Here is a 13942-nt window from a genome sequence, read left to right as displayed (position 1 = left end):
TAAGGATTGGTAAACGCTTTTGCCCCCCGTTAAATTTCAATAGGCTTCTTGTAACCATTTAATCTTATGTCATCCCCGCGAAGGCGGGGATCCAGCTGCGCCACGTCTGTGGCGCACGTGACTCAAAAAAAAGTGATAAAAACGCAATGGTTCTGACTCATACGCCTCGTGGACACTCGGCGCTGGATTCCGGCCTTCCCCCTACGCTGCTTCGCAGCTTCGGCGCGACAGGTCGCCGGAATGACGGTTTTTTAATACACGGGCGGTAAACGCCCCTTGCTTATCCCCTTGTCACCCGCGATGAGTGTGGCACAATGGGCGAGTCGTCTTCCTTGCCTCCTTATTCTTTGGGGTCTTTCATGTCATCACGCGCTCTTCGCCTTCTTGTCCTGCTTGCCTTTTTGCCGCTTTGCGCCTGTAGCACGGTGGACGAAAAGGACATCAGTTCCTCTGGCGCGGGCATGGCCAAGCTGGGCAATATGATGCGTGAAAAGGGCGAGGTCGGTGCGGCTATCGACTTTTATCGTCGCGCCTTGGCCCAAGACCCTAAGAACCTGACGGCGATTAAGGGGCTGGCGGGCGTGTTGGAGCAATGGGGCGACAAGACGGCGGCGGCGCAAACGTACCGCGACGGCGTTGCCTCGTATCCGAATGATGGAGAGTTACGCCGCAGCTATGGTCGCCTGTTGCTCTCGCTCGACAATCCGGCAGCCGCCAAGCGTCAGTATGAGGCCGCGTTGGATGAGGATAGCGATGACCTTAAGGCGCGCAGCGGCCTTGGCGTCGCGCTCGATCATTTGGGCGAGCATAAAAAGGCGCAGGCGCAGTATGAAAAGGTGCTGCATAAGGATTCGCACAATCTCGCGACACTCAACAATTTGGCTTATTCCTATGTTCTCTCGCATCGCTATGACCTAGCGATCCAGACGTTAGAGCCTGTCCTCAACAATCCGTCTGCTACGGCGGCGTTGCGGCAAAATCTGGCGCTCGCCTATGGCCTATCGGGGATGGAGGCGGACGCGCAGCGCGTTGCCAAAATGGATTTGTCGCCCGAGAAAGTTGCGGCGAACATGGATTATTACCGCCGCCAGCGTGCCGAAATGGCCGTGAGCACCGCGCCCTATGCGGAAGTTGGAACCTATGCAACCGAAGGGATGGCTGTGGCGCAGGCGCAAAAGCTGCGTGCGCAGTTTGGCGGCAAGTCCGGTAGTGATTTGAAGCCCGTGGTGCTGCCGCAAGTTGCCTCTCCGGGCGGCACGCCGCGCTTTGCTGTGCGCATGATGGGCTGTGCGCGTCCCGACGATGTTAGCCGCCTGTGCAAAACCCTCTCCGCTGCTGGCCTGCCTTGCGTGGCACGAGGCAAGGGGGCGGAGTAGGGCGTTCGTGATGCGGCTAGGCGACGGAGGACACGAGTTCGTCGGTTGTTGCCGATAGCGTATTGGCGCGATCTTTAAGCAAATAAAGCTTCATCGGGCTTTCATGATCCCAAACTTGAAGAACATCCAGATTCGCTTTATCGCAGCAAGATTCAAAGAAGGGGGCGGAAAATTTATAAGAGTTCAACAGGTGAAGCTTTTGCCCCTTTTGGACTTGCAATTGATAGTCCCCAAGCTGAAAGTTTTGGGTTTCCGTCGCTTCGGCAATATGGGCGAAGAGCTGATTTTCGGGGATCCATTCAGGCGTATAGCGAAACAGCGATGGATCAAACCCCTTCATAGGCAATTCTTTAGCCGCGCGATGAAAGACGTTGAGAACAAATTTCTCAACGGCTGGGGTTACGTATCCAGCCATTAGCGCATCTTTTTCATGGCTCATATCAACCGACATAAGCATCCAACCATGATTGGTTGTTCGGGATAAAATTCGTAAAACGTGCACAAGGTTCGTGTCGATTGTTTTTTCACGTATAGTGCCTTCTAAATTTCCTATGGTGCTGCATAGCATTATTCCCAGTGATGGGTGGGGTGCTACGATGTCTATCTCCTCTGAGAAGAAATCAGCGTTTATTGCATGAATCTTTGCGTCTGTTAGTTTGGGGCCTATCTCTTTAATGGCCTCCAAATATCTTTGGCAGCAGTCAATGCCATAATAATCAGCACTTTCAAGGTGCGTTAAGATGGGGAGAATGTTCTGATAGAAGGCAGATGTCTCTCCGACGCCAAAGTCAACAATGGGCGTGCCTTCAGGAACAAGGTCAACCAAACCCTTATGCGCTTTATGTAGTAAATTATTGTCCTGACTTGGCAGGTAGTACGTTTTATTATTTTCTACAACATCAAGCCATACGTGTTCATCCGATTTTTGATATGAAGAATTAGCGGATTCATAAATATATTTTCCGATATGTCCTGATCTTAGCTGCATGAATAAATCAAGAGCGCAGTCAAAAAAAACGTTATCACATTCTTGATAGGCAAAAGGGATTGTGGAAAGATTTGCTTGATTATATGTCATTTATTCTCTTTTCTCGGTATACTGGACATGTCCCAGACTTGATCGAATTGGGTTGTGTAGGCCGCTGCTATAATGGGGGACGATATACATATGATTTTGGGGGAGGGTTGTGCCTCAAGAGCGAAAATACAGACAGAATCCCCAAAAATATAATAGGGAATTGGTTTCGGAGCATTTGTAGGATGCCAACGATACTCCGCATAGTCCGTAGAAATAAACTGTGTGTCGCCATAATTTAAAATGGCGCGCACAAAAATATCTTTGCGCGAGTGAACTAAGGGGGCCATTCTTTTTCTGTGAGCTTCTGCAATGTTCGTGTTGCACTTCTCAAAATAGCTTTCTTCAATACCAAGTTGGCGGATCGTGCCGCCTTTCATTTGAAGATGCGTATAAATAAGGTCGGTAAAACGTAAAAAACCACTATCTCCCGATAACACCTCAACATCTTCGGGAATAAAGCGCACGCCTTGGTTGTCCGTGAACTCCAAACGGTGTTCATTAAACGCCCTTGTGATATCCGCAATCGTGCCTTCGCGGGGCTGGACATCGCCATTCTCGATTTTGCGGATGGCTTGGGGGGTGAGGCCTGTCGCCTCGGCCAGTTCATCTTGGCTGATATCCAAAAGGGCTCTGGCGGCTCTGATCTGGCGTCCTGTAATCATAACGTGGCAACCTTCTAACGTCGGTTTTGCGATGCGGCGTTGGCGAGAAAATCTTGGCCGATGCTGCACGCTTTATGTTTCATTTCTTGGCGCAGAAATTAACCCCCCGTTAATGTCTGCGCCGTAAGTTTCTGAAAACGACACTATCACCTTCAAGAAAGTAATGCAACAGAACTTTTTAGTTGCGGAAAACAATCTTTTCGTGTAGTGTACAAAAATCGATGGAGAGCCTAGGCGGCTTTTCAGAGCACAAAATCAAAAGGAAGCGTTGGCAACAGCCTGTTTTACAATAACTTTTTAAAAAGGAGAGCATTATGACCAAACCCACAACCAATAAACGCCCCGTCGTCGACACAACCTCCCGCGAGCATATGGTGAAGGTTGCCGAAACGCTTAAAGTCTCTTGCTCTACCGATATGCCTCAATTTTCCGATAAAACCACAGCCCCTCAAATCGAGCGAATTAACGACCGCGAACTTACTTCTATTTATGCCCTTCTTGCCTATGTTGCCTATAACCAGAATGTCCGCCAAGAAACAGTCCAGATGATCGTCGAAGCCGAGTTTGGCGTCGATCATGTCGCCAAGCTCCGCCGCCACGATTATATGCGTGCTATTGAATTTCTCGTTGACATGAAGATGGATGAGATTATTAATTAAAAAAGAAATTATCCCAGTGATTTGTTATTAGAAAAGGAAACACCCAACATGTTCATTTGTTCTTCCTATATTGGTCGCGATTATGATAGTCAAGGGGCAGAAGAATTAATCGCCTCGGCTCAAAACGCCATAGCACAAGGCGACGTGTCAGAAATGGTAAAGGTAGGCCAGAATTTGGTCGTGGCTGTATCCGAAAAGCAGATGGGTGCGCGTCTTTGTTTAAAAGATGTTACGGATGAGCTTTATAAGAAGGGGGGAAGCGATGCTGTCCGTCCCATAATAATTAAGGCTGCGGAATATGCCGTTACGGTTTTAGCGCCTTATCCCACTCACTAGACCCTTAAGACCCTGCGCTTTCTTATCTTTTTCCCTGTAAGGGCGCGCTGCCGCTGCCATGAATGGTGTTCATGCGGGCAATCTGCTTATCGATATAGGAATTGATCATGCCCACGCGGTTTTCGCGCACGAGAGAGCGAATGGGGTCGCCGTTGTTGTTTTCCTCAGTCATCACATAACGTAAAAACGGCCCCGAGGCATTGAGCGTTTGGTGCATGCCTGCCGTCAGGCCTTGCGCCAGCATATAATTGGCGGCGTTGCCCATGCCTTGTTCGGCAAGGTGCATAAGCCCCATCAGGCTTTCTTCAATTGATCCTGCGTGGATGGTGGTGATTACCAAATGGCCTGTCGTCGCGGCGCGAAGGATTTGCTCAGCCGCGCGGGGCGAACGCACTTCGCCCACCAGTAAGAAGCGAGGCGTCCAGCGCAAGGCGCGTTTGAGCGGCGAGGCCCAATCCTCATCCTTATTCACCTGCACCTGATAGCAATAGCCATACTCGCCCACGGGGCCATCAAGGGCATATTCGACGGGATCCTCGATGGTGATCCCCACGCCGCCAAAGTTTTGCAAAAAGTCGTTGAGAAGGGCGAAGGCCGTGGTCGTTTTACCGTTGCCTGTCGCGCCAGAGATGATGATTAGGCCGTCACGCTGCCCAAGGCGGCGCAGATGCGTGCAGATATGCGGCGCAAAGTTAAGGTCTTCCAGTTTGGGGACGCGCGCGCTGATGCGCCGCAGAACAACCCAGTCCTCGCCATTGGCAAGGCGCTGATAGGAGAGGCGAAAGCGCATCCCGTCATACGCAAAGGCCGAGTCAGGGCTATCGATCTGGCCGCGCAGCTGGTTGGCAAGGCGTTCAATTTCGTCTTTATAGATTTCGGGAAGGACGCGTGTCCAATTGTTAGTGTAATCGCGCGCGGCGCAACGGTATCGCGCAGGCGCGGGATGATCGACGCGGATATAAAGATCCATAAAGGACAGGTCGCAAAGTTTGTTGCTAGCGGGAGGGGTGTCTGAGGTAAACATGATGGGGAGACTCCTTGTAACGGCTATCTGCGGATAGGGGGCAGGGGAGGAAGAGGCGCGTGAGCCTCCACCATTTGTTGTTGCGGTGGCGGATTTTGCCCAAAGGGTATGGGTTGGTTGGCAAGGCGTGCGGCGATACGATCGATATAGGTGGACATCATGCCGATTTTATTTTCGCGGATCAGCGAGCGAATGGGATCGCCGGGAGCACTTTCCTCGGTGAAAAGATAGCGCACGAAGGGGCCTTCTTCTTTCATGGTTTGGTGCAACAGCGCTGTCAAACAGCCTGCCAGAATGTCCGCCGCGCCGCTGCCCATGGATTGCTCCGCCATAAACAAAAGGCCAGTTAAGGCCTCTTCGGGCATGCCACCGTGCAAGGTGGTTATAACGGTGTGGCCTGTTGTTGCCGCGTGGAGCAGTTGTTCGGCAGCCTGTGGCGTGCGGATTTCTCCGACGAAAATGTAACGCGGCCCCCAGCGCAAGGCGCGTTTTAAGGTGGGGGCCCAGTCATCATCATTCTTAACTTCAATCTGGAAACATTGAGCATACTCGCCGTGGCGGCCTTTCAGGATGTATTCGACGGGATCCTCAATCGTGATGGCCGTCCCGCCATACGTTTTCATATAATTGATTAGCAGGCCTGCCGCCGTCGTCGTTTTGCCATGACCGGCTGAGCCGGACACAAGAATAAGCCCCTCGCGCTTTCCTAAAGAGGTCAGATGGCCGCAAATATGGGGGGCAAAGCCCAGCTTGTTAATGTCGGGCAGCTCGGAATTGATCTGCCGTGCGCAAGCCCACAGGGTTCCGTCCGCCATGACCTGTTTGGAAAGGCGGCAGCGAATGCCCTCATAGGTTAGGGTCGTGTCGGAGAGGTTTTGCATCTCGGCACGGATCATCACGCCGAATTGTTCGACGGCGGGGATGAAATCGGCGGGGACGAGCTGGTTATAGATGCTGTTGCCGCGCTCACGTGCGCGATACATGGGGGCCTCCGTCCCATCAAGGCGGACATAAAGATCAATAAAGGGTAGGTCATTGATTTTTTGAGACATAGAAACCTACAAGGGTTCTTTTGGAGCAACGCGCCAAGAAAGGCGCGATTCGGTGGGGAAGGTTACTATTTCTTGCCCGTCTTCCGTTAAAATCGACTTAAGAGGCTCTTCGGGCGCGGCTTGTTTCTCAAGCTTGAGCGAAGCCGCATTGACGGGAAGGTCATAAAAGGCGGGGCCATTGAGGCTTAGGAAGTTTTCAAGGCGATCTAAAGCGCCTGCCTCCTCAAAGACTTCGGCATAAAGCGCGAGTGCATTGGGGGCCGAGAAAATGCCGCCAAATCCATGTGAGGATTCTTTGGCCGTGCGTGGATGGGGGGCGGAATCGGTTCCGGCAAAGAACATGGGCGCGCCCGAGGTGGCGGCTATCACAACGGCTAGGCGGTCTTCCTCGCGCTTGGCAACGGGCAGGCAGAAATGGTGCGGATTCATGCCTCCCTCAAACATAGCGTTGCGGTTGATCCGCATATGGTGCGCGGTGATGGTGGCGGCCAGTTTGCCCCCGCTGCTCTGTGCCTCGCTGACAATATAGTTGGCGGCATAGCGCGTAGTGATATGCTCCATAACGATCTTTAAGGCGGGGAAATTGCGCCGCAGGGGGATCAGAACGCGGTCAATAAACACGGCCTCGCGGTCAAAGAAATCGACGGTGGGGTCGGCCACTTCGCCATGAATAAGCAGCGGCATGCCGATTTTTTGCAGGCGGTCAAGGATGGCCGAGATGGCCTGCATATCCGTCACGCCTTGATCGGAATTAGTCGTTGCGCCAGCGGGATAAAGCTTGGCCGCGAAAAGAACGCCCTCGCTATAGCCGCGCTCTAGATCATCGGGATCGGTAGTGTCCGTCAAATAGGCCGTCATAAGGGGCGTAAAGGTCATAGGCGGGGGAAGGGCCTCCCGTATCCGCTCACGGTACGCCGCTGCCGCCGCCGTGGTCGTGATGGCAGGCTTCAGGTTGGGCATAATGACGGCGCGGGCAAAATGCCGCGCGGTAGTGGGCAAAACTGCCTTCAGTACCACGCCATCGCGCAAGTGCAAGTGCCAGTCGTCGGGTTTGGGGATTGTAAGGGTCAGAAGGGGGGGCATGGATGGGGCTTTCAGGAGAGATTCGAAGTGATTATAGACCAAAATGGCAGAGAAAAAAGAGATTGGTTAAAAAGGGAAGAGGAAGCTATAAATAGGGTGTAACCTCTTTTAACATCAACAGAGTTTTTGCCCTATGTCCCTAATCCCCCCCCGCACGCCGTCCGGTACTTTAGAACTTTTGCCCCGCGATCAAATGGTTTTCCAGCATATGCTGGACGTGATCCGTCGCGGGTACGAGCGCTTTGGCTTTGTGCAGGTCGAAACCCCTGTATTTGAGCTGAAGGACATTATCCTGACCAAATCGGGTGGCGAGACGGAAAAGCAGGTTTACTTCGTCCAATCGACGGGTGCGATCCAGCAAGGGCACGCGCCGGACATGGCCTTGCGCTTTGATCTGACCGTCCCCTTGGCGCGGTATGTCGCGCAGCATGAGCGCGAGCTGGCCTTTCCCTTCCGCCGCTATCAAATCCAGCGCTCCTATCGCGGCGAGCGTCCCCAAAAAGGGCGCATGCGCGAGTTTTATCAGGCGGATATCGACGTGATTGGCAAGGATAAGCTGGATCCCGCCTATGATGCAGAGCTTCCCGCCATCATCGTGCAGATTTTTACCGAGCTTGGGATCGGCGCGTTCACAATCCATTTCAGCAACCGCAAGATTTTGCTGGGCCTGCTAGAGGCTTGGGGAGTCAGCGATGGCGAAGTGCAAAAACTCGTGCTGCGTGAGATCGATAAGTTGGACAAGATCGGCGAGGAAAAAGTCCGCGCTGCGATGGTCGCCCTTGGCGTTGGTGATGATGTTGCGGGCAAGCTTTTGCAGCTTGTAGCGCTTAAGGGCAGCAAAGAGGATATGCTGGCGGCGCTTAGGGATTTAAAGGTTGAAAACGCCTTATTCCAAGAAGGTTTGGCCGAGATGACCACGATGGTGACCTCGCTTCGCGCTCTTAGCGTGCCGGAGGCGCGCACGCGCATCAATCTGGCGATTGCGCGGGGCCTCGATTACTACACGGGCACGGTTTACGAAACGCTGATCGATGCGCACCCTGAAATCGGCAGCGTATGTTCGGGCGGGCGTTATGAAAATCTGGCGGGGCTTTACACGAAATCCAAACTACCGGGCGTTGGCTTGTCCATTGGGGCAACGCGTTTGTATGAACAGTTGGCTTCGCTTAACCTATTGCCGCCCGTGCCGCATACGACGCAGGTGCTGATCACGCAGCTTGAAGCCTCGTTGTCGGCAGACTATTTGGCCTTGGGCGCAGAGCTTCGCGCAGCGGGCTTTTCGGTTGAGAATTATCTTGAGCCCGCCAAGCTTGATAAGCAGCTTAAATACGCCGATAAGGCGGGGATGCCATTGGCCATTCTGTTTGGCGTGACCGAGGCGGCCGCGGGAACAGTGCTGGTCAAGGTGCTTGCCAAGAAAGAGCAACATGAAGTCAAACGGGCCGATCTGGCCTCTATGCTTCATGCACTTTTGACTCTTTAAACTTTTAGCGATGCAGGTTTTTTGGGTATGACGTCCTCCCGTTCGAAGCATAAAGGAAAACTGCCCCATGCTTCAAAGCGTCGTGGGGGGCACGCGCAGACGTACAGGCCCTATAAAATGCGTGTGCCAAGGATTATCTGGCTTGCGCCTCTTATTCTTTTGCTGGGGCTTGGCGGCGTAGTCGGTTTCTTTGTTGGCGAGGAAATCCGCACCTCAAGAATGCAAGCCGACTATCTTTCCTCGTTGGCCCCTTCGCTGACCTATGTGGTGAAGGACGGCGCGGCGGTTGATTTTCTTGCGCCCCATGCAGGCCCGTATAACCAGCGGCTCGGTTACAGCTATCTGCCCTTTTTTATGAAGACGCTGGAAAGCTACGACTATCATATTATCGAGCAGGCGCGAACGTCGGAGCTTTACCGTGAGCTGGTTAAAAAAGGTCTTTATCCTATTTATCGGCCTAAGATTGATGCCGGACTGATGCTGCGTGACCGAGGCGGCAGCCTTTTGTACAAAACAAGCTACCCCTCGCATATCTTTCCCGATTTCAAAAGTATCCCCAAGCTCCTTGTTGATACGCTCCTTTTTATTGAGGATCGCGATCTGCTTAAGACCGACAAAGTGGTTACGCGCAATCCAGCCATTCAATGGGATCGTTTCTTTTATGCCGCGCTTGGGCAGGGGCTTAAACTTTTTGCGCCTAACATCAATTTGGGTGGTGGCAGCACGCTGGCCACGCAGATTGAGAAATTCCGTTTTTCTCCGGGTGGCCAAACGGCAGGCATTACGGATAAGCTGCGCCAGATCGCCTCGGCCAGCTTGCGCGTTTATCTGGACGGAAAGGACACCCGCGCTGCGCGCGAGCATATTGTCTTAGAATACTTGAACAGTACGCCGCTAAGCGCCCGCCCCAGCTTTGGCGAGATTAACAGTATTGGTGATGGACTATGGGCGTGGTTTGGCCGTGAGTTGCCGGAAATGATGACGGCGTTGAACCTTCCTGAAACGGATGAGGATTCCTTGCGGCTTAAGGCGGCGGCCTACCGCGAGGCTTTGGGGCTTATCCTCTCGCAGCGCCGCCCGACCTATTATCTGCTGACGGATAGGACGGCTTTGGATGATTTAACGGATCAGACGCTAGAGAACCTGACGAAGGCGGGCGTGATTTCGATGGCCTTGCGCGATGCGACGCGGTCGGCCACTTTCCGCTTTTTACCAGAACCGCCTCCGTCACCCTCCATGGCTTTTCTGGATCAAAAGGCCACGAACGCGCTGCGCGCCCACCTTCTCAAGATGTTGGGCCTTCGCAATTTGTATGAGCTGGATCGTCTTGACCTGACCGCGCAAAGCACGCTGGATCAGACGGCTCAAAAAGGCGTGACGGCGTTTTTGAAGAAAATGGGAGATCCTGAGCATGTTAAGGCAATTGGCATGTATGGCTTCCGTCTCCTTGACACCGCCAATGACCTGAGCAAAATCAACTGGAGCGTTTTGCTGTACGAGCGAGGCGCGGATGGCAACAAGCTGCGCGTGCAGGCCGACAATATCGATGCGCCCTTGGACATGAATGAAGGAGTGAAACTGGATTTAGGCTCCACGGCAAAACTCCGCACGCTGATCACCTATCTTGAAATCGTCGGCGAGCTTTATCGCCGCTATGCGGGATTGTCCGTTGAGGACCTTAAGGATCTGACAGAGGAAGCGCCCGACGTTCTGACCTCATGGGCGACGGTGTGGCTTTCCTCGCATCCTGACGCGTCCTTGGATGAAATGCTGCAAGCCGCGATGGATCGCAAGTATTCTGGCAACTCAGGCGAGACGTTTTTCACGGGCGGCGGCGCGATGACGTTTGTGAATTTTGAAAAAGCAGAAGATTTCCGGATTATGGATTTGCGTGAAGCGATGCGCGATTCCGTCAACCTTGTGTTCATCCGCCTGATGCGCGACATCGTGAATTACACTATCGCGCAAGGCCAGCAAACGAAGCAGGAATTGCTTAGTGATCCTGACCATCCCGCCCGCAAAGACTATCTTGAGCGTTATGCGGATAAGGAAGGGATGACCTTTCTGAACAAATACATTTCCGATTACGCCAAGCTTAGCGTTGACGAGATGATCGATAAAGCGACCAAGCGGGCGCATAAGGGCGCGACCGCGCGGGCGATCCTTTTCCGCTCGCTGCAGCCTAAGGCTTCCTATGTTGCGTTTGAGTCTTATATGAAACAAGCCGTGCCCGTTCCCTTGGATCAAGAGCGATTGCGTAAGCTGTATGATTCCTATCCGGTGGATCGCTATAACCTTGCGGACCGCGGCTATATCACGGGCCTTAATCCGCTGGAGCTTTGGCTTGTGTCTTATAAGATGGCCAACCCGAATGCGTCGCGGAGCGCCATGCTTGCGGTAAGTAAACCCATCCGCCTTGAAAGCTATGCATGGCTTTTCCATCCCAACAAAAAAGGGGCGCAGGACACGCGCATTCGTATTTTGCTTGAGTTGGACGCGTTTGCGCGGATTCAGCAGCGTTGGGCGCGGCTTGGCTATCCCTTTGACAAACTGACGCCCAGTTTCGCCACGGCGATTGGAAGCTCAGCGGATAGGCCGGGCGCTTTGGCCGAGCTGGCAGGCATCTTGCTGAACGATGGGTTGCGTAAGCCGATGCAGCGTTTCGAAGAGTTGCACTTTGCCACGGGCACGCCGTTTGAAACTGTTTTAGCGCCAGCAGGCAATAAGATTGAGCGCGTCCTAGACCCTGCCATCGCCCGCGTGGCGCGCGCCGCGATGATGGAGGTCGTGGAAAACGGCACGGCGCGTCGCTTGCGCGGCGCGTATGTTGATGAAGAGGGGAGGCCGTTGATCATCGGCGGTAAGACAGGGACAGGCGATCATCGCTATGACGAATATGGCGCGGGGCATCGCCTGATTTCATCGCGCGTTGTGAACAGAACGGGCACGATCGTTTTTTATATCGGCGATAAGTTTTTTGGAACGGTCACGGCGCATGTCGCGGGCGAGGAGGCGGGCAACTATAAGTTTACCAGCGCCCTTTCGGCTCAGATGCTTAAATCTCTTGCGCCCGTGTTGCAGCCGCTCATCGCCGCGCCCAAGCCAAAGGAGCCAGAACCTGTGCCAGCCTCGGCAACGCCAGCGCCGGAAACGACGCCAACAACGCCACAGGCTCCCGTTGTTGCCGCGCCGCCTGTCGTGGTGGAAAAACCTAAACCCGTGAAGCCGCCCAAGCCTAAGGCCGCGCCCAAACCGACCTATGTCCCGCCGGAATCCAATCAAGACTTGATGATGGATATCTTGCCACAATAGACAAAGGGCGGCTTTCTGCCGTATGGTTTTCCTATGATTCGACGGATTGTCTTTTTCTTTGTCTTTGGGACACTGTTGGCGGCTTTTAGCGCGCCGACTATGGCGGCTGGGCCTAAAAGCCTTGGCCAATTTGGCTATTGGTCAGCCTATCAGATGACGGAAGGCAATGCCTCTGCTTGTTATATGACGATTACGGCCAAGCCGCCCGTGAAAAAGGGCGAGAAGAAAACCAAGCGCGGCGACATTGTTTTGATGATCACGCAGCGTCCTTCCGAAGGGGCACTGGATGTTGTTAGCTATGCGGCGGGTGCGAAATTTAAACCCGCCAGCGACGTGTCGGTTCAGATTGGCGGTAAGAAGTTCGATATGTTCACGCAGGACGACACGGCGTGGTCGCGTGACAGCGCAACGGATCGCGCCATCGCTTCTGCACTGCGGACAGGGCAAAGCGCTACGCTTACGGGGACGCTGGCCTCCGGCGCGGCGCTGGCCGATGTGGTCAATTTGAAGGGAGCCGGAGACGCCTATTACGCGATCGGCAAGGCTTGTGGGCTTGATGTCGCTAAGCCCAAGGCGGCGGTTCAAAAACCGGCTCAAACGACACCAAAAGTGACCCAAAAGAGCACCAAAACGCCGCCTAAAACGGTCAAAAAGACGCATTAACGCAACTTTTGACAAACATGCCGATTATAGGGCATTGATGCGCCCATGACATTCCCTATGAACACCGATAACATCCTTGGCCATGCGGCGCGGTTTGCGCCGTCCGAAATCCTGATTGACGGCAAGCGCAACCTTGTCGGCCTGACGCTGGATGAGCTGAAGGCCGAGATGGCCGCGCTGGGCCTAGAGGCTTTCCGCGCCAAGCAGCTGTGGACGGCGATGTACTGCCACGGCCATACCGATTTTAACGACATGACGACGCTGGCCAAGGCGGCGCGGGAAAAGATCGCCGCGCATTTTGTGGTGGGGCGGCCAACCGTGAGCGCCGCGCCTGTGTCAGTGGATGGCTCGCGTAAGTGGCTTCTGGCGATGGCGGATGGGCATGAGGTCGAGGCCGTCTATATCCCCGAAGAGGATCGCGGCGCGCTGTGTGTTTCCTGCCAAGTTGGCTGCACGAACAAATGCAGCTTTTGCCACACGGGGACGATGCGCCTTGTGCGCAATCTGGATGCGGCCGAGATCCTTATGCAGGTGATGCTGGCGCGGGACGTGCTGAACGAATGGAAAATCCCCGACCTTGAAAAGCGCATGCTCTCCAACATTGTGATGATGGGCATGGGCGAGCCTTTGTTCAACTACGACAATGTTGCCAAGGCGCTGAAGATTGTCATGGATGAAGGCGGTCTTGCAATTGGCAAGCGCCGGATCACGCTGTCCACTTCTGGCGTTGTGCCGATGATCCGTCGTTGTGGTGCGGAGCTGGGCGTCAATCTGGCGATTAGCTTGCACGCCGTGACGGATGAGGTGCGCGATGTTTTGATCCCGCTGAATAAGAAATACCCGATTGCCGAATTGATCCAAGCGTGCCGCGACTACCCCACAGCGACAAACGCGCGGCGTATTACGTTCGAATATGTGATGCTGAAGGGCGTGAACGACAGCCCCGCCGATGCGCGGGCGCTGGTGAAGCTCTTGGAAGGCATTCCGGCCAAGATCAACTTGCTGCCCTATAACCCGTGGCCCGGCAGCCCTTATGAATGTTCGGACGAGGCGACGATTCAAAAGTTTGGCGATATCGTCAATCGCGCGGGCTATGCCAGCCCCATCCGCACGCCGCGAGGCCGCGATATCATGGCCGCTTGTGGCCAGCTCAAATCCGCGAGCGTAAAAGAACGCGCGACCCACGAGCGTGACGAGTAGACCTTCGCTTAAGC

At 54.0% G+C, this 13942-nt stretch carries 12 protein-coding genes; 7 read left to right on the top strand and 5 right to left on the bottom strand.

Going from position 1 to position 13942, the window contains the following annotated elements; all coding sequences use genetic code 11:
- The first annotated feature begins 359 nt into the window (after positions 1 to 359).
- Positions 360 to 1376 (top strand): tetratricopeptide repeat protein, encoded by a 1017-nt coding sequence (locus WC612_05605; protein ID MFA6280248.1) that lies wholly within the window; start codon positions 360 to 362, stop codon positions 1374 to 1376.
- A 16-nt stretch (positions 1377 to 1392) separates the two neighbouring features.
- Here WC612_05605 and WC612_05600 read toward each other — a convergent pair whose 3' ends face one another.
- On the bottom strand, positions 1393 to 2454 hold the full coding sequence (locus tag WC612_05600; GenBank protein ID MFA6280247.1) for an L-histidine N(alpha)-methyltransferase: 1062 nt from the start codon (positions 2452 to 2454) through the stop codon (positions 1393 to 1395).
- The gene (locus WC612_05595) at positions 2451 to 3116 is read right to left on the bottom strand and encodes a helix-turn-helix transcriptional regulator (protein MFA6280246.1); all 666 of its coding nucleotides are present in this window, start codon (positions 3114 to 3116) and stop codon (positions 2451 to 2453) included. Before WC612_05595 ends, WC612_05600 begins: the two co-directional genes overlap by 4 nt.
- A gap of 314 nt (positions 3117 to 3430) precedes the next feature.
- On the opposite strand from WC612_05595, the gene WC612_05590 reads away from it, so the two are divergent.
- Complete coding sequence (locus WC612_05590) at positions 3431 to 3775, top strand: hypothetical protein (GenBank protein MFA6280245.1); 345 nt, start codon at positions 3431 to 3433, stop codon at positions 3773 to 3775.
- A gap of 48 nt (positions 3776 to 3823) precedes the next feature.
- Positions 3824 to 4111, top strand: coding sequence for a hypothetical protein (locus tag WC612_05585; protein ID MFA6280244.1), 288 nt, complete (start codon positions 3824 to 3826; stop codon positions 4109 to 4111).
- Between the two features lie 22 nt (positions 4112 to 4133).
- On the opposite strand, the gene WC612_05580 is transcribed toward WC612_05585, so the two are convergent.
- The 3 genes from WC612_05580 to pyrC are packed head-to-tail and all read right to left on the bottom strand — an operon-like array spanning position 4134 to position 7270.
- Complete coding sequence (locus WC612_05580; GenBank protein MFA6280243.1) at positions 4134 to 5135, bottom strand: ATPase, T2SS/T4P/T4SS family; 1002 nt, start codon at positions 5133 to 5135, stop codon at positions 4134 to 4136.
- Positions 5136 to 5158: 23 nt separating this feature from the next.
- Positions 5159 to 6187 (bottom strand): ATPase, T2SS/T4P/T4SS family, encoded by a 1029-nt coding sequence (locus tag WC612_05575; protein MFA6280242.1) that lies wholly within the window; start codon positions 6185 to 6187, stop codon positions 5159 to 5161.
- Between the two features lie 6 nt (positions 6188 to 6193).
- On the bottom strand, positions 6194 to 7270 hold the full coding sequence (gene pyrC, locus WC612_05570; GenBank protein ID MFA6280241.1) for a dihydroorotase: 1077 nt from the start codon (positions 7268 to 7270) through the stop codon (positions 6194 to 6196).
- A gap of 133 nt (positions 7271 to 7403) precedes the next feature.
- Here pyrC and hisS point away from each other — a divergent pair, with 133 nt between their 5' ends.
- From hisS to rlmN, 4 genes are read left to right on the top strand one after another with little or no spacing between them, the layout of a single operon-like run.
- Positions 7404 to 8753, top strand: a complete 1350-nt coding sequence (gene hisS / locus WC612_05565; protein MFA6280240.1) for a histidine--tRNA ligase — start codon at positions 7404 to 7406, stop codon at positions 8751 to 8753.
- A gap of 27 nt (positions 8754 to 8780) precedes the next feature.
- Positions 8781 to 12065: a transglycosylase domain-containing protein gene (locus WC612_05560; protein ID MFA6280239.1), complete on the top strand. Its 3285-nt coding sequence runs from the start codon at positions 8781 to 8783 to the stop codon at positions 12063 to 12065.
- A gap of 33 nt (positions 12066 to 12098) precedes the next feature.
- Positions 12099 to 12728: an invasion associated locus B family protein gene (locus WC612_05555; GenBank protein ID MFA6280238.1), complete on the top strand. Its 630-nt coding sequence runs from the start codon at positions 12099 to 12101 to the stop codon at positions 12726 to 12728.
- A 45-nt stretch (positions 12729 to 12773) separates the two neighbouring features.
- On the top strand, positions 12774 to 13928 hold the full coding sequence (gene rlmN / locus WC612_05550; protein MFA6280237.1) for a 23S rRNA (adenine(2503)-C(2))-methyltransferase RlmN: 1155 nt from the start codon (positions 12774 to 12776) through the stop codon (positions 13926 to 13928).
- Positions 13929 to 13942: the final 14 nt, after the last annotated feature.

It is taken from the genome of Bdellovibrionales bacterium, assembly GCA_041662785.1.
Taxonomy (GTDB): domain Bacteria; phylum Pseudomonadota; class Alphaproteobacteria; order UBA9219; family UBA9219; genus UBA8914.
The sequence above is the reverse complement of the archived record's forward strand: the minus strand, read 5'-3'. Positions and strand labels throughout refer to the sequence as shown.

What these genes read in the sequence shown, in the direction of transcription:
- WC612_05585 (MFA6280244.1), top strand. Translation starts at nt 3,824, where the DNA reads ATGTTCATTTGTTCTTCCTATATTGGTCGCGATTATGATAGTCAAGGG.
- WC612_05590 (MFA6280245.1), top strand. Translation starts at nt 3,431, where the DNA reads ATGACCAAACCCACAACCAATAAACGCCCCGTCGTCGACACAACCTCC.
- pyrC (MFA6280241.1), bottom strand. Translation starts at nt 7,270, where the DNA reads ATGCCCCCCCTTCTGACCCTTACAATCCCCAAACCCGACGACTGGCAC.
- WC612_05580 (MFA6280243.1), bottom strand. Translation starts at nt 5,135, where the DNA reads ATGTTTACCTCAGACACCCCTCCCGCTAGCAACAAACTTTGCGACCTG.
- WC612_05560 (MFA6280239.1), top strand. Translation starts at nt 8,781, where the DNA reads ATGACGTCCTCCCGTTCGAAGCATAAAGGAAAACTGCCCCATGCTTCA.
- WC612_05605 (MFA6280248.1), top strand. Translation starts at nt 360, where the DNA reads ATGTCATCACGCGCTCTTCGCCTTCTTGTCCTGCTTGCCTTTTTGCCG.
- rlmN (MFA6280237.1), top strand. Translation starts at nt 12,774, where the DNA reads ATGACATTCCCTATGAACACCGATAACATCCTTGGCCATGCGGCGCGG.
- WC612_05600 (MFA6280247.1), bottom strand. Translation starts at nt 2,454, where the DNA reads ATGACATATAATCAAGCAAATCTTTCCACAATCCCTTTTGCCTATCAA.
- hisS (MFA6280240.1), top strand. Translation starts at nt 7,404, where the DNA reads ATGTCCCTAATCCCCCCCCGCACGCCGTCCGGTACTTTAGAACTTTTG.
- WC612_05575 (MFA6280242.1), bottom strand. Translation starts at nt 6,187, where the DNA reads ATGTCTCAAAAAATCAATGACCTACCCTTTATTGATCTTTATGTCCGC.
- WC612_05595 (MFA6280246.1), bottom strand. Translation starts at nt 3,116, where the DNA reads ATGATTACAGGACGCCAGATCAGAGCCGCCAGAGCCCTTTTGGATATC.
- WC612_05555 (MFA6280238.1), top strand. Translation starts at nt 12,099, where the DNA reads ATGATTCGACGGATTGTCTTTTTCTTTGTCTTTGGGACACTGTTGGCG.